At 55.0% G+C, this 21,966-nt stretch carries 19 protein-coding genes and 1 pseudogene; 14 read left to right on the forward strand and 6 right to left on the reverse strand.

All coding sequences use genetic code 11. The annotated features are described in order from the left end of the window. On the reverse strand, positions 1–601 hold a 601-nt coding region (locus RT613_RS03985), incomplete at its 3' end, for a glycosyltransferase family 2 protein (RefSeq protein ID WP_313613164.1). Positions 602–612: 11 nt separating this feature from the next. Continuing rightward, on the reverse strand, positions 613–1,521 hold the full coding sequence (locus RT613_RS03990; protein WP_313613166.1) for a glycosyltransferase family 2 protein: 909 nt from the start codon (positions 1,519–1,521) through the stop codon (positions 613–615). Between the two features lie 187 nt (positions 1,522–1,708). On the opposite strand from RT613_RS03990, the gene RT613_RS03995 reads away from it, so the two are divergent. Further along, a complete protein-coding gene (locus RT613_RS03995; protein ID WP_409558758.1) occupies positions 1,709–2,782 on the forward strand; it encodes an endo-1,4-beta-xylanase in 1,074 nt (357 codons plus the stop codon). Between the two features lie 3 nt (positions 2,783–2,785). Continuing rightward, complete coding sequence (locus RT613_RS04000) at positions 2,786–3,856, forward strand: glycosyltransferase family 2 protein (RefSeq protein ID WP_313613170.1); 1,071 nt, start codon at positions 2,786–2,788, stop codon at positions 3,854–3,856. 3 nt (positions 3,857–3,859) lie between these two features. On the opposite strand, the gene RT613_RS04005 is transcribed toward RT613_RS04000, so the two are convergent. After that, the gene (locus RT613_RS04005; protein WP_313613172.1) at positions 3,860–5,458 is read right to left on the reverse strand and encodes a GumC family protein; all 1,599 of its coding nucleotides are present in this window, start codon (positions 5,456–5,458) and stop codon (positions 3,860–3,862) included. Between the two features lie 329 nt (positions 5,459–5,787). Between RT613_RS04005 and RT613_RS04010 the strand changes: the two genes are divergently transcribed. The 3 genes from RT613_RS04010 to RT613_RS04020 all read left to right on the forward strand — a co-directional run bounded on the left by RT613_RS04010 (position 5,788) and on the right by RT613_RS04020 (position 8,058). Further along, positions 5,788–7,203: a phosphomannomutase gene (locus tag RT613_RS04010; RefSeq protein WP_313613174.1), complete on the forward strand. Its 1,416-nt coding sequence runs from the start codon at positions 5,788–5,790 to the stop codon at positions 7,201–7,203. A gap of 88 nt (positions 7,204–7,291) precedes the next feature. Then, the gene (locus RT613_RS04015; protein WP_313613175.1) at positions 7,292–7,693 is read left to right on the forward strand and encodes a group II truncated hemoglobin; all 402 of its coding nucleotides are present in this window, start codon (positions 7,292–7,294) and stop codon (positions 7,691–7,693) included. Then, the gene (locus RT613_RS04020) at positions 7,690–8,058 is read left to right on the forward strand and encodes a DUF423 domain-containing protein (protein ID WP_313613176.1); all 369 of its coding nucleotides are present in this window, start codon (positions 7,690–7,692) and stop codon (positions 8,056–8,058) included. Before RT613_RS04015 ends, RT613_RS04020 begins: the two co-directional genes overlap by 4 nt. A 33-nt stretch (positions 8,059–8,091) precedes the next feature. Here the strand turns inward: RT613_RS04020 and RT613_RS04025 are convergent, their stop codons facing one another. The 3 genes and pseudogenes from RT613_RS04025 to RT613_RS04035 form a co-directional block, all read right to left on the reverse strand. Beyond that, on the reverse strand, positions 8,092–8,367 hold the full coding sequence (locus tag RT613_RS04025; RefSeq protein WP_313613177.1) for a hypothetical protein: 276 nt from the start codon (positions 8,365–8,367) through the stop codon (positions 8,092–8,094). Then, a pseudogene (locus RT613_RS04030) lies at positions 8,348–8,671 on the reverse strand (DUF2325 domain-containing protein); the annotation flags it as partial. The pseudogene RT613_RS04030 and the gene RT613_RS04025, both read right to left, overlap by 20 nt. A gap of 250 nt (positions 8,672–8,921) precedes the next feature. Next, the gene (locus tag RT613_RS04035; RefSeq protein ID WP_313613179.1) at positions 8,922–9,572 is read right to left on the reverse strand and encodes a TetR family transcriptional regulator C-terminal domain-containing protein; all 651 of its coding nucleotides are present in this window, start codon (positions 9,570–9,572) and stop codon (positions 8,922–8,924) included. A 268-nt stretch (positions 9,573–9,840) separates the two neighbouring features. Here RT613_RS04035 and RT613_RS04040 point away from each other — a divergent pair, with 268 nt between their 5' ends. The 9 genes from RT613_RS04040 (at position 9,841) to RT613_RS04080 (ending at position 21,746) form a co-directional block, all read left to right on the forward strand. Continuing rightward, positions 9,841–11,094 carry a Zn-dependent hydrolase gene (locus RT613_RS04040; protein WP_313613316.1) on the forward strand — a complete coding sequence of 418 codons (1,254 nt, stop codon included), beginning with the start codon at positions 9,841–9,843 and terminating at the stop codon, positions 11,092–11,094. Next, complete coding sequence (hydA, locus tag RT613_RS04045) at positions 11,091–12,545, forward strand: dihydropyrimidinase (protein WP_313613180.1); 1,455 nt, start codon at positions 11,091–11,093, stop codon at positions 12,543–12,545. Before RT613_RS04040 ends, hydA begins: the two co-directional genes overlap by 4 nt. A gap of 179 nt (positions 12,546–12,724) precedes the next feature. Beyond that, entirely contained in the window at positions 12,725–13,096 is a 372-nt protein-coding gene (locus RT613_RS04050) for a hypothetical protein (RefSeq protein WP_313613182.1), read from the forward strand. Further along, positions 13,093–13,887 carry an ABC transporter ATP-binding protein gene (locus tag RT613_RS04055; protein WP_313613183.1) on the forward strand — a complete coding sequence of 265 codons (795 nt, stop codon included), beginning with the start codon at positions 13,093–13,095 and terminating at the stop codon, positions 13,885–13,887. Before RT613_RS04050 ends, RT613_RS04055 begins: the two co-directional genes overlap by 4 nt. 150 nt (positions 13,888–14,037) lie before the next feature. Next, positions 14,038–14,913: an ABC transporter permease gene (locus tag RT613_RS04060; protein WP_313613185.1), complete on the forward strand. Its 876-nt coding sequence runs from the start codon at positions 14,038–14,040 to the stop codon at positions 14,911–14,913. Continuing rightward, entirely contained in the window at positions 14,910–15,782 is an 873-nt protein-coding gene (locus tag RT613_RS04065; protein WP_313613186.1) for an ABC transporter permease, read from the forward strand. The genes RT613_RS04060 and RT613_RS04065 overlap by 4 nt, the downstream gene beginning before the upstream one ends. Before the next feature lie 20 nt (positions 15,783–15,802). Continuing rightward, positions 15,803–16,795, forward strand: a complete 993-nt coding sequence (locus RT613_RS04070; RefSeq protein ID WP_313613188.1) for an ABC transporter substrate-binding protein — start codon at positions 15,803–15,805, stop codon at positions 16,793–16,795. Between the two features lie 424 nt (positions 16,796–17,219). Then, positions 17,220–18,407, forward strand: a complete 1,188-nt coding sequence (locus RT613_RS04075) for an efflux RND transporter periplasmic adaptor subunit (protein WP_313613190.1) — start codon at positions 17,220–17,222, stop codon at positions 18,405–18,407. Between the two features lie 12 nt (positions 18,408–18,419). Further along, positions 18,420–21,746 (forward strand): efflux RND transporter permease subunit, encoded by a 3,327-nt coding sequence (locus RT613_RS04080; RefSeq protein WP_313613192.1) that lies wholly within the window; start codon positions 18,420–18,422, stop codon positions 21,744–21,746. Positions 21,747–21,966: the final 220 nt, after the last annotated feature.

Here is a 21,966-nt window from a genome sequence, read left to right on the forward strand (position 1 = left end):
TGCTGCGCGTGAAGAAGTCCATGTCCCCGCCGCCGAGAAAATTGAACTGCACGTCAAACTGCGGCCGATCGAGCCGTTCAAAAACAGATTTCGACAACAGGCAATTGCCGGAGCCATGGATCATGTCGACCAGACCGGTCTTGGCCTCGATCGATCCGAAAAGCGGGTGTTGCTCCACGGCTCTCGACGCTGGCTGATCAAAGGAACGCACCACAGGTCCACCGACAATATCGGCCCCCAGCGTTTCGGCCGTGCGCACCATGTTGGCAAGCCAGTGCGGCGAGGCAATCTCATCGTCATCGATCATCAGAAAATAGACAGCAGATGGATAAAGGCTGCGCGCCTTGGCAAAGGCCGAATTGATGGCGTAACAATTGCCCTGTTGAGGTTCCACGAAACCGTGACCCTCCATGCCAGTCTCCGCCAGAAAACTCTGTGTGACAGCGAAAGCCTGCTGGCCAACACCATCATTGTCGATCACCACAATGGCAAAAGCAAAATCAACCTGTTGTGCAGCAAGCGAGGCAAGTGTCTTTTTCAGACCTTCAGGCCTGCGAAAGCTCGGAATGCAGACAACGGCATGAGGAGCCTGAGTGTTCATTGTTCTAACTCCTACAGTCCTGCCAGTGCGGCTGCCGAAAACAACAGTGCACGTTTTGCCTGTCTTGGACGATGAAGCAGCGTATCGGCCAGTGCCGAAACAGCTTTTCCATAACGATGTGCGCGAATATCCTGGCCAATTGTATAGGCATTCATATGCCCTTCGGCCTTGTTTCGCAGGGCTATCAACCTGTCGGCAGGTACACGGTCCGCAATGGATGGGTCATTAAAAATCGCATCAATTACCGGAATGCAATCGGCAAATTCCAGAGGTTTGTTCATCATCACGCTGGACGTGTGCACACGGTAATCCAGCACATGTGCCCCTTCGACATAACGGAACGGGCCTTTTGCTGCCAGCAGGGACCAGCCATGCCAGTCTTCGCCATAGCGCAGGTTTTCATCAAAGCCACCCAGGGCCCTGAACACCTCGGTTCGAACCAGCATGATGCCGCCATTGACGATGAAATTGCCACCAATCAGGTTTTCAAGAATATCACCGGAAGGCTTGGCACGTTTACGGATGAGGTTGCGTCGCCCGATCTTGTCACCCTGTTCGTTGATCCGTTCATAGTCGCCATAAACAGCGACATGAGTGCCGCCTTCTATGCCAGCCAGGAGCCTTGCAAAAGCACCTTCCCGTAGCCTGTCATCGGCATCAAGGAACATGGTCCACTCGCCGGAAACCTGGGAAAGCCCGAAATTTCGCACCGCAGAAACGCCCTTGCGACCAGCGGGTCTTGCCAGAAGTTTCACGCGTTGATCTGTAATCCCATGCACAACGGCCGCCGTTCCATCCGTGGACCCATCATCAACAACAATGATCTCACCAGCCAACGCACCTTGGACAAGAACGCTGTTGATGGCCTCGCCAATGAAGGCTTCACCATTACGAACGGGAATGACGACGGAAACGGACATGGTATTTTCTGGCCAAATAATAAAACTGGCGGCAGCATGCGCAGAGGGAAGTTACTACGTCCTTAAATGAAAAAATACCGATATATCATACCAAACAGGGCGTTAACTTCATTTCGCAAGAAAATCCTGTGACAAAGAATAGTCTGTTATTGTCTTCTCATCAAAAGACAAACCGGAGCACGTGCCGATGATGTTTGGCAGAAGAGATTTTTTGCGTACGGCGGCACTCGCGAGCCTGTCCTATGCGGGGGCCGGACCATCTTTTGCCAAATCAACAACGACCGATAGTAAACTCATCCCCTACGGAGCAGCGGTCTACCTGCCTGATATGCAGACTGATTCACGGGTTGGCGAAAGCGTCCTGCAATATTGCTCTCGCATTACCCCGGTTAATGAAATGAAATGGGACGCGATGCGTCCCTCCCCCGACACCTATGATTTTACATCAGTCGATGCGATTGCCAATTTCGCCCGCCAGAACAAGCTGACCATGCATGGCCATCCGCTTGTGTGGTATGCAGCACTTCCAAGCTGGATATCTTCGGTCAGTGGAGCAGCCACCGTTGAAAAACTGATGGAAGACCACATCAACACAACAGTTGCCCGCTACAAGGACGTGACGCGCAGTTGGGATGTGGTGAACGAACCGATCCCCGATGCCGCCGATGGCCCGAAGGCCCGACGCGATGGTTTCTGGTACGAAAACCTCGGAAATGAGCACATCGACAAGGCGTTTCGTTACGCCCATGCGGCAGACCCGACGGCGCAATTGGTGCTCAACGAATATGATATTGAATTTTCGATCCGGCACTCGCCCAACAAACGCGCAGCGTTTCGTGATCTCGTGCTCGAACTGCTCGATCGAGACGTGCCAATCCATGCCATCGGCCTACAGGGCCATCTGCGTGGCGGCTGGCCAATTGCCAAGGACGAACTGGCTGCTTTTGTCAGTGAAATGCGCGGTTACGGACTTGCCATTCTAGTAACTGAACTGGATGTCATGGACCATGAACTGCCGGAGCCTGCAGACGAGCGCGACGCGATCATCTCTGCGCAGGTCAAGGATTTTCTTGAAGCCGCATCCGAGGGTGGCCCGCTCGATTCCATCACCACCTGGGGCATTTCAGACCAATATAGCTGGATCCGCTGGGCCTACCCGAGAAAAGACGGCACGGTAAATCGGCCTTTGCCACTGGACTGGAGCTTTCAGCCCAAATCCATGTTATCCGTCATCAACGAATTCCGTAATCGCGGTGCATAATCCATGAATGCTGATCTGACGCCCGTCAAAACCGTTCTTCAAATCAACATGCATCCTTTCGATGCGCCGCATGTCATTCACACATTGCCACACCAGATCCGTGTCTGGGAAGGCCAGGTCGATCGCATTCTGCTGACGGTCGATACCGGCCAGGTCAATGCGGGGCGCTACAAGGGGCATGGTTTCGAGGCGGCCAAAAACCGTTTGTTTGCCTTTCTCGAAAGCCTGCAAAAAGATCATCCCAAACTGCATATCGATACGGTGGATTACGGCCCACAGGCCCATCAAAAAGTGGGCGATACGTTCTTTTCAAACAACACCACCTATCCGGACAAGGCCTTCGACGGCGGACCGTTCTACGTCTATTTTTATGGCCTGATGCGCGCCAATGCCCGCTATGTGCTGCACATGGACAGCGACATGCTGTTTGGTGGCGGCAGCCAGACATGGATCGATGAATCAATCGCGCAACTGGAAGCCCACCCGGATGCACTCGTCATCTGCCCCTTCTCAGGTCCACCGAAGAAGGATGGAGACATGTCGTTTTCTCTGCATGTCGGCATGCCCGGTATCAGGCACATTCCGCAGGCCGAGAAAATGCAACTGGACAGCCCGGCATGGCGTTTTCCAACGGTCAGCACACGCATTTTCATGATCGACATGCAGCGTTTCAAACAACGGATCGGTTCGATCAAACTGTTGCGCCCAGACTTGAAACGACGCCTGCGTTCCCACGCTTTCAACCAGAAACCGCTTTCTATGCCGGCAGAAGAAGCACTCAGCACCGATATGATGGTGAGAAAGCTCTACCGGATCGACTATCTGGGAACCGGTTACGGCATGTATTCACTGCATCCGCCCTATCGCTCACCGCAATTTTACGCAGCGCTGCCAATGCTGATCAAACGCATTGAAAGTGGCGACATTCCTGAAAGCCAACGCGGTGATTTCGACATCAACTCGTCCATGGTGGACTGGAGCAGCGCGCTTGCGGCGAAGACCCGCTCCAAACGTTACCTCAAGGCGCTCAAGCACCTGATTTCGGCCAATGTCGAGCGATTTTCCCGGTCGTAAAATTTACGACCGCTTTGGCGCGACAGGTGCAAAACCATAACTGCCGCGCATGTAACGCCAGGCACCAAAGGTCAGCGCCAGGCCGATACCGAGAAACAGCCCGACAAAGCCTCCCAATGCCATCAGCGTCATTTTACCCGGTGGCCAGCTTCGGTAATTTGGCGCAACAGCGCGTGAGATAACCCGCACGTTGGTGGAGTTGATTGCCTGCTGTTCAGCAATCTGGCGCGAGCGCGTCAGATAGGTCTCGTAAATGGCCGCGACAGTGCGCGCATCACGCTCCAGATCACGCAGCTTTACCTGCGCATCATTGTCGGTAAACACGTTGGCCCGTTCGGCAACCGCCTTCTGGCGGAGGGCGTCCAGCGAAGACTGTGCTTCACCAACGCTGGTTTTGACTGTTTCGAGAATACGCTGCGCTTCCTGTGCAAATCCCTGTTCCAACATCGCCTTTTCTGCATTGGCGGTGGCAAGACGTGGATGGCGACTGCCATATGTCATGGTCATCGCACCGATCTGCTGCTGCAATATGCTGTATTGCTCGCGGATCGTGTTCATGGTTTCACTGTCGAAAATGGCGGCATTCGCCACGCGTTGTTGCGAAATGGCCTGCTCCATCTGCTTTAATCGCGATTGTTCCTGGATAAGCCGCTGTTGCGCGGCAAGCACCTGCGCGTTCAACTCGCCGGACAACTGGTTGCTGACCAGTTCTCCATTATTGACCTGCAAACCATTCTCGCGTTTGAAATCCTCCACCTTTTTCTCGGCTTCGGTCACATTTGCACGCAACTCTTTCAAACGGGTATTCAGGTCATCAGCAACACGACGGCTGCCATCGGACGTTGTCTGAAAAAGCTCGTTTTCAAAGGCATTGATGATGGCATTTGAAAGCGTCACGGATTTTTCCGGATTTGCCGACCAAACACCAAGCGTCACTACAAAGGAACGCGGATCACGTTCAGCAACCACGCGGTCACCAAGGGCACGCAAGGCACCAATACTGTTGTCGCCCTCTTCCGGAGGACGCGACAGCAGCATCTTGAAACGCTCAATCGGCGTCGGATTGACGAATTCGGGATCCTGGTCAAGCTTGAGTTCGCTAACAACCTGCGCAAGCACGTTGCGGGACGTCAGAGTTCTGAGCTTGCTTTCCACTTCAAGAATTTGCGTGTCGCGCTGCGGGCTGACCGAAAACACACCATCATTCACCACGTTGAGGTTGGACGGGTTCACGATGATGTCGGTATAGGCGGTATAACGTTGCGGCGTCATCACCGCGTAAGCCAATGCGGCGGCAACGCAGGCAATGACTGCCAGTATGATCCAGATAATTCCGTCCTTCAGCCAGGACAGAATGTCGCCGATACCAATGCGGTCAATGAAATTGATACCGGGAAAATAGCCTGCAAATGCTGATTGTTGCGGCCTGACAACGTAGGACAGCGGCGGCTCGGCGTGCGGCGTGACCTGTTCATCGGCTGCATTGGCACGCTGGTCGGTTTCGGCATTCAGATAAGCGTCAAGCAACGAGCCCTGCGGCCGCGGAGCTTCATCCATGGGCGGGTGAGCCTGTTTGTCTTTCGCTTTTCCAAGCTTGTACATCCGCTCTTCCAACACACTCCATGACACAGACAGGACACCATCCGGAGAAGGGATGGCCAAAGGTTTACGCAACTACGTGGCAAACCTGCGCAAAATCGCACAATACGTTTCTAGGCCATCATAATGAATATTGAGTTACTTTAGCTAAAACTTGAGAGATCAGTTCCGCCGCGAAATTGGCATGTTGCTGTCGTCACAGACAGATAAAACAAAAAAATGTGGTAATATGCACAATATAAACCTTGGAACTTAACCACGGTTAATTCATTTGAAAATCAGGACAAAATTAAATTTAGCTGCCGTCACAGCGCAATTTGGAACGAGGGAATATGAGCCTTAAATTCGGAACGAGCGGTCTGCGCGGCCTCTCAGTCGACCTCGAAGGCAGTGCTTCTGCCGTTTATGCCACAGCCTTTGCAAGACATTTGCTGGAAGCCGGATTGGCAACCACCGGAACACCGATCTTGATAGGGCGGGATTTTCGCGCCTCCAGCCCATCCATTTCGGACACCTGCATTGGCGCCTTGAAGCGCGCCGGCTTTTCGCCGATGGATTGTGGCACTGTACCAACACCTGCCCTTGCGCTTCACGCCCTGTCGCTGAATGCCCCTGCTCTGATGATCACCGGGTCTCATATTCCGGCAGATCGCAATGGCATCAAGTTCTATCGTCCCGATGGCGAGATCGACAAAAAGGATGAAACTGCAATCGCCAATCATGCCGCCAAGGTCGAACAGGAAATCCGTGACCTGACACCCGGCACCGCGGATGATCACTCCGCGGAAACGGCTGACCTGTTTTACCAGCGCAACATTGCCCTGTTGCCGGAAAAAGCATTGAGCGGCCTGAAGATCGGCGTCTATCAACACAGCACCGTCGCACGTGACCTGTTCGTTGATGTGCTTAAACACTATGGCGCAGAGGTTGTTGCACTCGGTCGTTCCGGCACATTCATTCCGGTTGATACCGAGGCCGTCTCGACGGAAACGCTGATGCTTCTCGATAAATGGGCCGCAGAACATAAGCTCGACGCCATAGTCTCTGCCGATGGCGATGGCGACCGGCCACTTCTGGCCGATGAAACGGGAACACCTTTGCGTGGTGATCTGATCGGCCTGATCACGGCCGGTTTCCTTGGTGCCAAGGTGGTGGTGACCCCGGTCACCTCCAATTCAGGCATTGAAGGCAACGGCGATTTCGACGTTGCCCGCACCAAGGTCGGCTCACCCTTTGTGATCGCCGGCATGAGTGAAGCGCTGGCCGCTGGTAAGGATGCTGTCATGGGCTTTGAAGCCAATGGTGGCCTGCTGACCGCATCCAGTTTCACCGTTAATGGTGAAACATTGTCACCGTTGCCAACCCGCGACAGCTTCCTGCCCGTTCTGGCTGTGCTTTCGCTTGCCGCGACAAAGAAGCAGTCATTGTCAGATCTCGCCGCCTCGTATCGCCTGCCTGTTGCTGCAGCTGACCGGCTGGAAAACTTTGCGCAGGAAAAAAGTGCGGCCCTGATGAGCCATCTGCGCGCATCGCCAGACAATCTTGCAAATTTCCTGTCCTCGGTCGGATCGGTCAAATCGACCAGCGACATCGACGGACTGCGTGTCGCATTGACCGATGGCAGCACCATTCATTTCCGCCCCTCCGGCAATGCGCCGGAAATGCGTTGTTACGTTGAAGCTGCCAACCAGCAGGAAGCCGAACAATTGCTGCAAAAGGGCTTGGGCTTGATCCGCATTTTCGGCTGATTGGCGAAATTGACGCATCCCGCGTTTCACTGTTGCGCTGACGTTTTGTTAGCGCAATAAGTGCGACAACAAAGAAGGGATGACGGTCTTGAGCGATGAAACCATCACGCTTTACCAGGCAATCGGCGGTGATGACACCGTTCGTGCGCTGGCAAAGCGGTTTTACGAATTGATGGACAGCATGCCGGAGGCAGCCCGCTGCCGCGCCATTCATCCGTCGGATCTTTCCAACAGCGAAAGCAAATTTTACGACTATCTGACCGGATATCTTGGCGGACCGCCGGTCTATGTCGAAAAATATGGTCACCCGATGCTGCGCAGACGGCACTTCGTGGCACCGATTGGCCCGGCTGAACGCGATGAGTGGTTGCTGTGCTTTCGGTTGGCCATGGAAGAAACAATCGCCAATCCCAAATTGCGCGACATCATCTGGAAGCCTGTCGAGCAACTGGCAAGGCACATGCAAAATCAGGAAGACAATCCATCATGACCGCGAACCAACGGCTGCGCCCGGTCGCGCTTTTTATCGGTGGCATTCTGGGTGCTGCCGGTGTTGCACTGGCGGCCGCCGCCACACATACCGGCGAGAGCTATATGCTGGGCAACGCTTCGGCCATGTGCCTTGCCCACGCCCCTGTATTGATCGCGCTTTTCATCGGATGGAACGCCATCAGGACAGCATTACCGGCAACCATGCTTCTCGGTCTCGGCACGCTGATTTTTGCCGGCGATCTCGTGTCACGCCACTTTTTTGGAAGCAGTCTGTTTCCAATGGCAGCGCCAACCGGCGGCATGGGCATGATTATCGGATGGCTGGTGCTGGCAACCGGCGCTTTTCTGAAACCCCGCGCGTGAGATAACAGCCACCGACACCAGGCATCTCTGCGTTCAGCGCTTGTACCCGCGAAATGTCAGAATGTTGCCGCCATTTGCGGCGTCTTTGCCGAGATCAAACGGGATATCGGCACCGGGGTGACGTGCCCTCGGATAGGGAAACGGCAGGATATTGATTTTTTGCCGTGCCGCACGAGAGCGTCGTTCGCGCTCACCGATAATCTCGTGCATATCAGGCACAAAACCTTCGCCATTGCTGGCCGCGATCTTGTGGAGATCGGCAAGATCGTCGTTCAAGGATAGTGAACCGTCACTGTGTTCTTCGCTCATTGCTGGCATTCCGCTCACTCATCGTCTGCAGCGCCCGCTCCAGACTGGATTTGCTACCGTTGCGCAGCGGAATGAAGGTCTTGCCGAATTTCTTGCAGCCGGACTTCACCCGCAGACACGCATCATGACTAATACAGTCGATGGGGCAGAAAACGCAGTCGACGGAAGGAAGCAGCGTATCGATGCGCGAAACGGCTTCGCGCAGCCCACCGTCATGGTGGATCAATTGGGCGTCGAAATTGCTGGCAATCTGGCGCAGATGGGCGACCTGACAATCGCGTCCACCAACATAAAGAAAGCTTTTAGGGCCGGCAGCGACCTGCTCATTTGCACAAACCACAGATTGAGACTGGTTTGCAGCAGCCTTGCCACCACGTTCAGCTTTCTTCTTGTCTTTCCGCGCCATGCCTCACCTTTATATTGTTTACCAGGCCCTGACTCGTCAGGGTTGGCGGCACCATAATAAAGGTGAGTTTTAGAGTAAAGTATAAAGTTGATGATTTACGTCATGATTTTTCGTTGAGGAAAATTCTCAACCGTAAATATATATCGTATCAGCCGGCCTGTGGTTTGATATTCAGACCGCCAACGAACAGTTGCTCAAGGTAACGCGCAGCATCCTCAAAGCGCCCTTCTCCATCGTTCTCCTTGCCCAGCACTGCCCGCACCTGCACATCAAAGTCAGCGTAATGCTGGGTTGTCGACCAGATCGAGAAGATCAGATGGTAGGGATCGCATTTCCCCATCAGCCCTGCCTTGATCCAGGCGCGGATGACGTCGGCCTTTTCATCCACCAGCTCTTTCAACGGACCCTTCAGTTCGTCCTCGATATGCGGAGCACCCTGCAATATCTCATTGGCGAACAGCCGGCTCTCGCGCGGAAAATCACGCGCCATCTCCAGCTTGCGGCGAATATAGGAGCGGATTTCCGTCTCGGGATTTCCCTCAGCGTTAAAAGCGCGCAGCGGATCAAGCCAGGTATCCAGAACCCGCTCGATCAACCCGCGATGCATCGCTTCCTTGGTGCGAAAATAATAAAGCAGATTGGGTTTGGACATTCCCGCCACTTCGGCAATCTGGTCGATGGTTGAACCACGAAAACCGTGGACCGAAAACACATCCAGTGCCGCCTCCAGAATGGCTTCCTGTTTCTCTTCCTGAATGCGGGTTCGTTTTTGTGTTTTTGCGGCACGTGGAATGGCCATGGGCGTCCTGTTTCTTTTGAATGCAATTGCCAATCAACAATGACTAGAAAATTGGCACGGTCTATAGTTTAGGCATTATTCGTTAGATTTACCATCCATATTCACGAGGGAGCAGCAAATCGACAGAACGAAAATTCACAATGTTTACCAAGCGGTCAATTTATCAAACATCGCTGGCAGCGGGCAACTGACGAAAAAGAATTACCAAAAATCAGGAATGGCATGCCCCTTGCGTTAGTAATGCAAAACAGGTGAGGAACAGATGAGAATGGTGGCAGCACCGGGACAAAATATGCGGATCAACGCCGACAGGCTTTGGGACGCATTGGAAGACATGGCGAAAATCGGCCCCGGCATTGCCGGTGGCAACAATCGCCAGACATTGACGGAGGAAGACGGCGAAGGACGCCACCTGTTCAAATCATGGTGTGAAGCCGCAGGCATGACCATGGGCGTCGATCAGATGGGAACGATGTTTGCCACCCGCGCCGGCACCGATCCGGATGCCCTGCCCGTCTATATCGGCAGTCATCTCGATACCCAACCCACGGGCGGCAAATATGATGGCGTTCTTGGCGTTCTGGCTGGGCTGGAAGTTGTTCGCAGCCTCAACGACCTCAATGTCAGGACAAAGCACCCTATTGTCGTCACCAACTGGGCCAATGAAGAAGGCGCCCGTTTTGCTCCGGCCATGCTGGCATCAGGCGTGTTCGCCGGCGTGCATTCACTGGATTATGCCTATGGCCGGAAGGATCCGGATGGCAAAACCTATGGAGACGAGCTGAAACGTATCGGCTGGTTGGGTGAGGAAGAGGTCGGCGCGCGCAAGATGCACGCTTATTTCGAATATCACATCGAGCAAGGCCCCATTCTTGAAGTCGAAAAAAGACAGATTGGCGTGGTAACCCACTGTCAGGGCCTCTGGTGGCTGGAAGTGACGTTGACCGGCAAGGAAGCTCACACCGGATCGACACCAATGGCCATGCGCGTCAACGCGGGTCTGGCCATGGCACGCATTCTGGAAATGGTACAGGGCGTGGCCATGGATCACCAGCCCGGTGCAGTCGGCGGCGTCGGACAGGTATTTTTCTCCCCAAATTCGCGCAATGTCCTGCCGGGCAAGGTGGTCTTCACTATTGACATCCGCACACCTGATCAAACCAAGCTCGACAGCATGCGCGCCCTGATTGAGACCGCAGCACCGAAAATAGCGGCTGACCTGGGTGTTGGTTGCTCGATTGAAGCCATCGGTCATTTTGATCCGGTCACCTTCGATCCGACACTGGTCGGCCGGGTGCGCAATGCCGCAGATCGGCTTGGCTACAGCCACATGAACATCATTTCCGGCGCTGGCCACGACGCCTGCTGGACCGCGAAAATCGCCCCAACCACCATGATCATGTGCCCCTGCGTCGATGGGCTTTCACACAATGAAGCCGAAGCCATTTCAAAGGAATGGGCGGCAGCCGGTGCGGATGTGCTGCTGCATGCCGTGTTGGAAACAGCGGAGATTGCAGAATGAGTACAGTCATCAAAGGCGGCACGATCGTCACCGCTGACCTCACCTACACGTCTGACGTAAAGATCAACGGCGGCAAGATCATCGAAATCGGTCCTGATCTGACCGGCGACACAGTGCTTGACGCCACCGGTTGTTACGTCATGCCCGGCGGTATCGATCCGCATGTGCATCTGGAAATGCCGTTCATGGGAACCTATTCGGCGGATGATTTTGAAAGCGGCACCAGAGCCGCTTTGGCCGGCGGCACCACCATGGTGATCGATTTCTGCCTGCCCGATCCAAACCAGTCCCTGCTCGACGCATTGCAGCGCTGGGACAACAAGGCCACACGCGCCAGCTGCGATTATTCCTTCCACATGGCCGTTACCTGGTGGGGTGAACAGGTCTTCAATGAGATGAAGACAATCGTGCAGGACAAGGGCATCAACAGCTTCAAGCACTTCATGGCCTACAAGGGCGCATTGATGGTGAATGATGACGAGATGTTCGCCTCTTTCCAGCGTTGTGCCGAACTGGGTGCCCTACCCTTCGTGCATGCTGAAAATGGCGACATCGTTGCCCAGATGCAGGAAAAACTGATTGCCGAGGGCAACAATGGACCGGAAGCCCATGCCTATTCCCGTCCGCCTGAGGTGGAAGGTGAAGCGACAAACCGTGCCATCGTCATTGCAGACATGGCGGGGTCACCGGTCTATATCGTCCACACTTCATGCGAACAAAGCCATGAGGCAATCCGTCGTGCCCGCCAGAAGGGCATGCGCGCCTATGGGGAACCGCTGATCCAGCATCTGGTTCTGGATGAGGGCGAATATTTCGACAAGGATTGGGACCACTCAGCCCGTCGTGTCATGTCGCCGCCTTTCCGCAACAAACAACACCAGGACAGCCTGTGGGCCGGCCTCTCCAGCGGTTCATTGTCATGTGTTGCGACAGATCACTGCGCGTTCACCACGCAGCAGAAGCGCAATGGCCTCGGTGATTTTCGCAAGATACCCAATGGCACCGGCGGCCTTGAAGACCGCTTGCCGCTGTTGTGGACGCACGGCGTGACAACCGGACGCCTGACGATGAACGAGTTTGTGGCAGTCACCTCCACCAATATTGCCAAGATCCTCAACATCTATCCGCGCAAGGGCGCAATTCTGGTTGGCGCCGATGCCGATATCGTGGTGTGGGATCCCAAACGCGAAAAGACCATTTCGGCAGCGACGCAGCAATCGGCAATCGACTACAATGTGTTCGAAGGACACAAAGTGACCGGCCTGCCACGTTTCACGCTGACCAGAGGTGTGGTTTCCATTGAGGAAGGCACCATCAAGACCCGTGAAGGCCATGGTAAATTTATCGCCCGTGATCCGTTCACTGCACCGGCCAAGGCACTCTCCACATGGAAAGAACTGACCGCGCCACGCAAGGTGGAACGGACAGGCATTCCCGAAAGCGGGGTATGAGTGAACCGACGAGGCAGGCGGTGCCGCATGGTGAGCCGAGCGACCCGCCTTTTGCAAAGCCAACGGAAATCCACGTGCAGCCTTTCGCCCAAAAGACGTTTGGCAGCGTGACATCGCAATAAGCAGGACAGTCCGCAACACACGTTAAAACGCAAATTTCACAACAGGTTGGATCAGTCATGACCAGAATTCTGATGTTGATTGCATTGCCATTATTGACTGCCACCACAGCGATGAGCGCCACCTTTCTTGATGGCGCTTATGGCGAAAAAGAAGGCTGCCACTACGCCAAGACAGGGGAATCCAGTGGAGCGGATGTCTTCTTTCTTCTCAATGATGAGGGGCTCACCACCTCAACCGCCTTTTGCGCCTTTTGCGCCTTTTCCGGCAATCCGGAAAAAACCGCCACCGGCTTTCGCATTGAAACCCAATGCGAAAGCGAAGGGGAACAGGGCGACAAGGAAATGGTCGAGCTGACCAAAAGCACCAAGGGTTACACGATCCGTTTCAAGGACGGCACAAGCTGGGGACCACTTCCGAAATGCCGATGACAGTACCTTCTTCTTATTCCGTTGTTTCAGCCCAAAATCTTGGCCTTACCTTTGAAACAGGTGACGGTCCGGTTCATGCACTTTCCAATGTCAATCTGGAGGTCAAAAAGGGAGACTTCGTTTCGTTCATTGGCCCGTCCGGCTGTGGCAAAACCACGTTTCTCAGGGTGATCGCCGATCTGGAAAAACACACCTCGGGTGACATCACCGTTAACGGCACAAGTCCGGAAAATGCCCGTAAAGATCGCTCCTATGGTTATGTGTTCCAGGCTGCCGCCCTTTACCCCTGGCGCAGCATTGAAAAGAACATTGCCCTGCCGCTGGAAATCATGGGGTACACCAAGGCCGAGCAGCAGAGCCGCATCGAACGCACGCTCGACCTCGTCAATCTCAATGGTTTTGGCAAAAAATATCCCTGGCAGCTTTCCGGTGGCATGCAGCAACGTGCCTCCATCGCCCGCGCCTTGGCCTTTGACGCCGACCTGCTGCTGATGGATGAACCCTTTGGTGCGCTTGACGAAATTGTCCGCGACCACCTCAATGAACAGCTTCTGAAACTGTGGGACAGCACGGGCAAGACCATCTGCTTCGTCACCCACTCCATTCCGGAAGCGGTCTATCTCTCCACCAAGATTGTCGTCATGTCTCCGCGCCCCGGCCGCGTGACCGACGTGATTGAATCCACACTGCCACGGGAACGTCCGCTTGGAATCCGTGAGACACCAGAATTCCTCGAAATCGCCCACCGTGTGCGTGAAGGCCTGAAAGCGGGGCACAGCTATGAGGAATAGTCTGTTTTCCGCACTGCTTGAAGTCTCAGTGCCACATCAGCGACATCAAGTCGAAAGCCCTCTCTCCCCCAATCCGGTCAACCGGCAACTGTCAGGCAAAACAACAAGCGGCAAAGCACAGGATGGGCAATCGGCGCGGGGTGCACGCCCATGATCACCTTTCGCGAACGTGTCCTTCCCGTCCTGACCGTGATCCTTGCCATTCTCGTCATCTGGCATCTCTTCGTCGTTTATCTGAATGCGCCCTTCGTGCGTGATCAGGCCGCGCGCGCCGGTCAGGACGTCAGTTTCTGGCAGGTCCTGCCGCAGACTTTTACGCAGGAGCGTCCCGTCCTGCCGGCTCCACATCAGATTGTTGCCGAGCTTTGGGACACGACTGTCAACAAGGCCATCACCTCAAAGAGAAGCCTTGTTTATCACGCCGGCATTACACTGTCGGCAACGCTGCTCGGATTTGCCATCGGCACCGTGCTGGGTATTGCTCTGGCCATTGCCATTGTCCACAACCGGGCTCTCGATCGCTCGCTTATGCCATGGGTCATTGCCAGCCAAACCATCCCGATCCTCGCCATTGCACCGATGATCATTGTCGTTCTCAATTCCATCAACATTTCAGGACTATTGCCCAAGGCCTTGATCTCCACCTATCTCAGCTTCTTCCCCATTGTCGTCGGCATGGTGAAGGGGTTGCGCAGTCCGGAAGCCATCCAGCTTGACCTGATGCGCACTTATAATGCGACGTCGGAGCAGACCTTCTGGAAACTGCGCTGGCCGGCTGCCATGCCTTACCTGTTTACATCGCTGAAAATTGCCGTTGCCATATCTCTGGTCGGCGCCATCGTCGGTGAGCTGCCAACCGGTGCTGTGGCCGGTCTTGGTGCACGCCTTCTGTCCGGCTCCTATTACGGGCAGACCGTGCAGATCTGGGCCGCCCTGTTCATGGCAGCTGCCGTGGCTGCCATCCTCGTATCGCTTGTTGGTCTTGCCCATCGACGCGTGCTGAAACGCATGGGAGCCAGACCATGACCCAACCCCTATGGATTATTGGCGCAGTTTTATTCTGGATCGCCGCCTGGTGGTTCAATGAATGGCTTGTTCGGCAGAAATTCACGTCCGATGCCTTGAACAAGGCAGCACGTCTCACGGTGCCAATCCTGTTCGGCATCACCTTGCTCGTGTTGTGGGAAGGTCTGGTGCGCGGTTTTGCCGTACCGCAGATCCTGCTTCCTGCACCAAGCGCCATCGGTGCGCGCCTTGCCAGTTCGCTTCCCATTCTCTGGGCGGACTTCCAGCAGACCTTCCTGAAATCGGTGCTGACAGGTTATGTCGCAGGCTGCGGCCTTGGTTTTGTCGTCGCCATCCTGATTGACCGCTCGCCCTTTCTTCAAAGAGGCCTGCTGCCGATCGGCAATTTCATTTCCGCACTGCCTGTCATCGGCATAGCCCCCATTATGGTCATGTGGTTCGGTTTCGACTGGCCGTCCAAAGTGGCCGTTGTCATCATCATGACCTTCTTCCCGATGCTGGTGAACACCGTGCAGGGGCTGGAAGCATCCAGCCACATGGAACGTGATCTGATGCACACCTATGCGGCCAATTGGTGGAAAACGCTGATCAAGCTGCGCCTGCCGGCCGCATGGCCGTTCATCTTTAATGCCCTGAAAATCAACTCCACGCTGGCGCTGATTGGCGCCATCGTCGCTGAGTTTTTCGGTACGCCCATTGTGGGCATGGGTTTCCGCATCTCCGCCGAAATGGGGCGAAGCAATGTGGATATGGTCTGGGCCGAAATCGCCGTCGCGGCGCTGGCAGGGTCAGGCTTTTATGGATTGGTGGCGCTCGCCGAACGCGCCGTCACCTTCTGGCATCCGTCCGTCCGTGGTGGGCGAACGTAAAAAAGAAAAAGGGAACAGCAATGAAAATGAAACTTGCATCCATTCTTCTGGCTGGCGCATCGCTGATGACAGCCTTCAGCGCACAGGCTGCCGAAAAGGTAACACTGCAGCTGAAGTGGGTCACACAGGCCCAGTTTGCCGGTTATTACGTCGCCAAGGACAAGGGTTTTTACGAGGCTGAAGGTCTTGATGTCGATATCAAGCCGGGCGGTCCAGACATTGCTCCGGCCCAGGTTCTGGCCGGTGGCGGCGCCGATGTGATCGTCGACTGGATGCCGTCGGCACTCGCAACCCGCGAAAAAGGCGTGCCGCTGGTCAATATTGCCCAGCCCTTCAAGAAATCAGGCATGATGCTGACATGCCTGAAAGAAACCGGCATCACCAAGCCTGATGACTTCAAGGGCAAGACACTCGGCGTCTGGTTCTTTGGCAACGAATATCCGTTCCTGTCATGGATGTCGCACCTGAATATCCCGACAGAAGGTGGCACAGACGGTGTTACGGTTCTCAAGCAGGGCTTTAACGTTGACCCGTTGTTGCAGAAGCAGGCAGCCTGCATCTCCACCATGACCTACAATGAATATCTGCAGGTTCTGGAAGCTGGCGTGAAAGCCGATGATCTCGTGACCTTCAAATATGAAGACGAGGGCGTCGCGACACTCGAAGACGGCCTTTATGTTCTGGAAGACAAGCTGAAGGACACAACGTTCAAGGAGAACATGGTCAAGTTCGTCCGTGCATCTATGAAAGGCTGGAAATACGCCGAAGAAAATCCAGATGAGGCCGCAGATATCGTTCTTGAAAACGATGCCTCCGGCGCACAGACCGAAGCACACCAGAAGGGCATGATGACGGAAGTGGCCAAGTTGACAGCCGGCTCCACCGGCGCGCTAGATGCCGCAGATTACGAGCGTACCGTCAAAACTCTGCTCGGTGGCGGCTCCGACCCTGTCATCACCAAGGAACCATCTGGTGCATTCACCGCTGAAATCACCGATGCCGCTTTGAAATAAGTCCTTCGTTGCCTTGCCGAAATTCCTCAACGTCAGCTGGAGATGAACGAGGCAAAGAATGGAAACAGGATGACAATTGAAGAGGTGCACAGTTTTGCTGTGCACCTTTGCTGTTTTAGGTCGCAATTTTGACGAACAATACAACTACTGGAGATATTCATAAATGTATAGCAACTAAAGCTGCTATGTATATTGATTTGCACCAAACGACTAACTACATTGCCATGTGGATAAAAAACTTCTGTTTACGGTTTCAACGGCTGGCATTGATGTGGGCGATACAGTTTTGCCTCATTGCTCTGGAGAATATAGCCCGCGCCAAATGACAAGAGTTTTCGTCTCTGGTTTCACAAGTCGTATTCAATGCCTTCTGACGTGGGACACGCAAAAGGGCATGTGAAACGACCTTTCGCGGATATGACACATGCAGCGCAAAACCACCGGCAAGCACTTTATTGCGGCACTTCTCTCCACCGTCCTGTTGCCTTGGGCGGCACTGGCTGAAGAGCAATCAACCACCGAACAGCAACCCAATCTGCCCTCGATCATGGTGACGGAGACGGTGAAACGCGAGTTGGTGGACCGGATTATCGCAACAGGCACCATTCAGCCGGTTGATGAAATCTACGTGCAGCCGCTGGTCGACGGGCTTTCGATTGAGAAGCTGAATGTCGATATCGGCGACAAGGTGGAAGCCAACGCGGTTCTGGCGGTGCTGTCCACCGATGCGCTGCTGTTGCAGAAGAGCCAGCTTGAGGCCAACAAGGCCAAGGCCGAGGCAGCCCTTGCCCAGTCCAAGGCACAGGTCATTGAAGCACAGGCAAATTCCGACGACGCGGCCCGTCAGCGCGATCGCGCAGCCAAACTGGGCCAAAGTGGTTCAGGTTCGGTTTCCCAGGTTGAACAGACACAGGCCCAGGCTGAAGTTGCACTGGCACGACTTCAGGCCGCCAAACAGGCCGTCACGGTCGGTGAAGCAGACATCAAGGTTGTCGACGCGCAGATTGATGATATCGACCTGAAACTTGCCCGCACCGGTGTCAAATCCCCGGTTTCCGGCATCATCTCCGCCAAAAACGCCAAGATTGGTGCGATTGCCAGCGGCGCAGGCACACCGCTCTTCACCGTCATCAAGGATGGCGCAATCGAACTGGTAGCTGACCTCTCGGAAACCAGCATCCAGAAGGTCAAGGTTGGCCAGCCTGCATATTTGACAGTGGCTGGTGCCACAACTCGCATTGAAGGAAAGGTGCGGCTCGTCTCGCCGACCGTTGATCCAGCCACCCGTCTCGGTTCTGTACATATCACTATTCCGGCTGATCAGGCACGCTCTGGCATGTATGCCAGCGCCGAAATCATTGTCGCGCAGGCCAATGCCCTGACACTGCCGCTCTCTGCCGTCACCACAAATCGCGACGGCTCGACGGCGCGCAAGGTAGAGGGTAATATCGTCAAACAGGTCAAGATCGAAACCGGCATACAGGACAACGGTTTCGTTGAGGTGTTAAGCGGCCTTTCCGCAGGCGACAAGGTTGTCGAAAAAGCCGGTGCCTTTGTCCGTGATGGTGATCATATTACCCCAGTCGCGGCAGATGCCGCCGTCTCGAATTAACGGAGCGATCCCATGAACTTTTCAGCATGGTCGATCAAGAATCCGATCGCGCCGATCCTCGGCTTTGTGCTGTTGCTGGTTGTCGGCATACAGTCCTTTTACAGCCTGCCGATCACCCGTTTCCCGAACATCGACGTTCCTGTCGTAGCGATCACCGTCACACAAAGCGGTTCTTCGCCGTCTGAACTGGAAATGCAGGTGACCAAGGAGATCGAGGACGCCGTCGCCTCGATCAGCGGCATTGACGAGATCCAGTCAACCGTCACGGATGGCCTGTCACAGACCACAGTGATCTTCCGCATCGAAAAACCGACGGAAGAAGCTGTTCAGGACACCAAGGACGCCATCGACAAGATCCGCAGCGACCTGCCTGCCGATATTGAAGAACCCGTTGTCACCAAGGTCGATGTTGAAGGTCAGGCGATCCAGACCTTCGCCGTTTCCTCCCCCAACATGACGCTGGAAGAACTGTCATGGTTCGTGGATGATACCATCAAGCGCGCCCTGCAGGGCCAGCCAGGCATTGGCAAGATCGACCGTTATGGTGGCGCAGACCGCGAAATCCGCGTCTCGCTCAACCCATCCAAGCTGGATGCCTATGGCATCACAGCTGCCGAGGTAAACACCCAGCTTCGTGGCACCAACGTCGACCTCGGCTCGGGCCGTGGACAGGTGGCCGGCAATGAGCAGACCATCCGCACGCTGGGTGACGCCCGTGATGTGGCGCAGCTTGCCGACACGACGATTTCTCTGCCGAGCGGCCGCTTCGTCAAGCTGTCGGAACTGGGCACCATCAACGACACCTATGAAGAACCCAAGTCCTTCTCCCGTTTCAATGGCACACCGGCGGTTACCTTTGCGGTGTTCCGCGCCAAGGGCGCCAGTGAAGTCTCCGTTGCCGAAACCGTGGCCCAGAGCCTTGATCAGGTGCGTGCGGAACACAAGGATGTCAGCATCGAAATGGTCGATGATGCCGTCTACTTCACCTATGGCAACTACGAGTCCGCCCTTCACACACTGATCGAAGGTGCAGTTCTGGCGATCATCGTGGTGCTGCTGTTCCTGCGCAACTGGCGTGCAACATTGATTGCCGCCGTCGCCCTGCCCTTGTCCGCGATCCCGACCTTCTGGATCATGGATGTCATGGGATTTTCGCTGAACCTTGTCAGCTTCCTCGCCTTGACGCTTGCCACCGGTATTCTGGTGGACGATGCCATCGTGGAAATTGAAAACATTGCCCGTCATATCAAGATGGGCAAGACGCCATATCGTGCAGCGCTTGAAGCAGCGGATGAAATTGGACTTGCGGTGATTGCGACCAGCTTCACCATCATCGCGGTTTTCGTGCCGGTATCCTTCATGCCGGGCGTGCCCGGCCAATACTTCATCCAGTTTGGCCTGACTGTTGCCTTCTCTGTGTTCTTCTCGCTGATGGTGGCGCGTCTGATCACCCCGTTGATGGCTGCCTATCTGATGCGTGCCGAAGATGCGATGGACGACCATCACGACAATGACGGCAGGCTGATGAAGGCCTATACGCGCCTTGTTTCCGCCACCACCCGCAAATGGTGGGCGCGGTATCTGACCCTTCTGGGCGCCATCGGCTTCCTGGCCGCATCGCTTGTACTTTTGAGCGGTGTCCCGGGCAGCTTCATGCCGCCGGAAGATTCCTCTCGCGTCGTGCTGTCCATCGAACTGCCGCCAAACGCAACGCTGGAAGAAACCGATGCAACCACATCGAAAATCTATCAGGCTGTACGCGGCATCGACGGTGTGGAAAGCGTTTTTGTGTTGGGCGGAGCCTCACCCAAGGGCGACCTCGAATTGCGTCGTGCAACCGTGCGGGTGATTTTGCAGAACATCGACCATTCGCTCGTCAAGACATTGGTCAACAAGGGTCTTGGGTCCATTCCTCTGATCGGCCAATATCTACCCAAGATGGAAGAAGCCGGCCGTTCCAGACCGCAATGGGAAGTCGAGCATGATATTTTCGCGCAGGTGAGAAACATTCCTGACGTGCGCATCATCAAGCTGAATGACCGTGCGGAACGTGAGCTGAGCTTCAACTTCCTGTCGTCCAACGAAGCGGATTTGAACGAAGCCACCGGAATTCTGGAATCCCGCCTGCGTGCCTCGTCCATTCTGGCGAATGTCAGCTCCGAAGGCGCACTACCCCGTCCGGAACTGCAAATTCGCCCCCGCAAGGATGAGATTGCCCGCCTCGGCATCACACCACAACAGATCTCGCAAACCGTGCGTGTCGCCACCATTGGTGACATCGACGCCCAGTTGACCAAGATTTCGCTGGATGACCGCCAGATCCCGATCCGGGTTCAGGCATCACTGGATGTCCGCCGCGATCTCGCTCAAATCCGGGCAATCAAGATCAAGACCGCATCCGGTGCGTCCGTACCGCTCTATAGCGTCGCCGATATCGATTATTCGGAAGGTCCAAGTTCGATCAAGCGCAACAACCGCAACCGCGTTGTGGCTATTGGTTCTGACGTACCATTCGGCACCGCACTTGATACCTCGACGGCGGAATTCAAGCGCATCGTTTCTGAAACCGAACTGCCAGCCACCGTTCGGCTGGCGGAAAGCGGTGACGCCAAAATTCAGGCCGAGATGCAGCAGAGCTTCGGCAATGCCATGTTGCTTGGCCTGATGCTGGTTCTTGTCGTGCTCATCCTGCTGTTCAAGGATGTGATCCAGCCCTTCACCATTCTGTTCTCGTTGCCGCTGGCAATTGGCGGTGTGGCCGTTGCGCTGATCATCACCCAGAACGCACTGTCGATGCCTGTTCTGATTGGTATCCTGATGTTGATGGGCATCGTCACCAAGAACGCCATTCTGCTGGTCGATTTCGCCATCGAAATGCGCAGGCACGGCATGGAACGTGTTCACGCCATGGTGGAAGCCGGCCGTAAGCGCGCCCGTCCGATCATCATGACGTCGATTGCCATGTCGGCCGGCATGCTGCCTTCAGCGCTTGGCGTGGGTGAAGGTGGTTCGTTCCGCGCGCCAATGGCCATTGCGGTTATCGGCGGCATCATCGTCTCAACCGTTCTATCGCTTGTCGTGGTCCCGGCCTTCTTCCTGATCATGGATGACCTCTCGCGGCTTCTCGGCCACCTCTTCGGCCGGTTCGTCGGCAAGAAGGAAGAGGATCCGGAGGTTCTGTCCAAGGAAGAACTGTCCCAGATGGCGCTCGATAATTCACGCGCCCTGGCCGAAGTTGAAAAGCGGATGGACATCATGGAGCGCGGCGGTCCTTCCGCGCACCGGGATAACAAAAAGAACGACAATGTTCTGCGATTGCCGCCTCTGGCAGCAGAATGAAGTCTTCGCAAATCTCATGCAAAAACGCCGGATGCACAATCCGGCGTTTTTATTTGGAAATGTTTGTAAAGGACCACAACATTTACAGCGAAGTTTATGGCTCATTGATCGAAATCAAATAGCAGTTTTTCCGTCGTGGTACTCTGCCTGAAATTGGCAAGTTTAATGTTGGCAAGACTTGGGCAGACAGTGAGAGCACCAGTGGCAAGGTGTACAAGGT

It is taken from the genome of Agrobacterium sp. (genome assembly GCF_032092815.1).
Taxonomy (GTDB): Bacteria; Pseudomonadota; Alphaproteobacteria; order Rhizobiales; family Rhizobiaceae; genus Agrobacterium.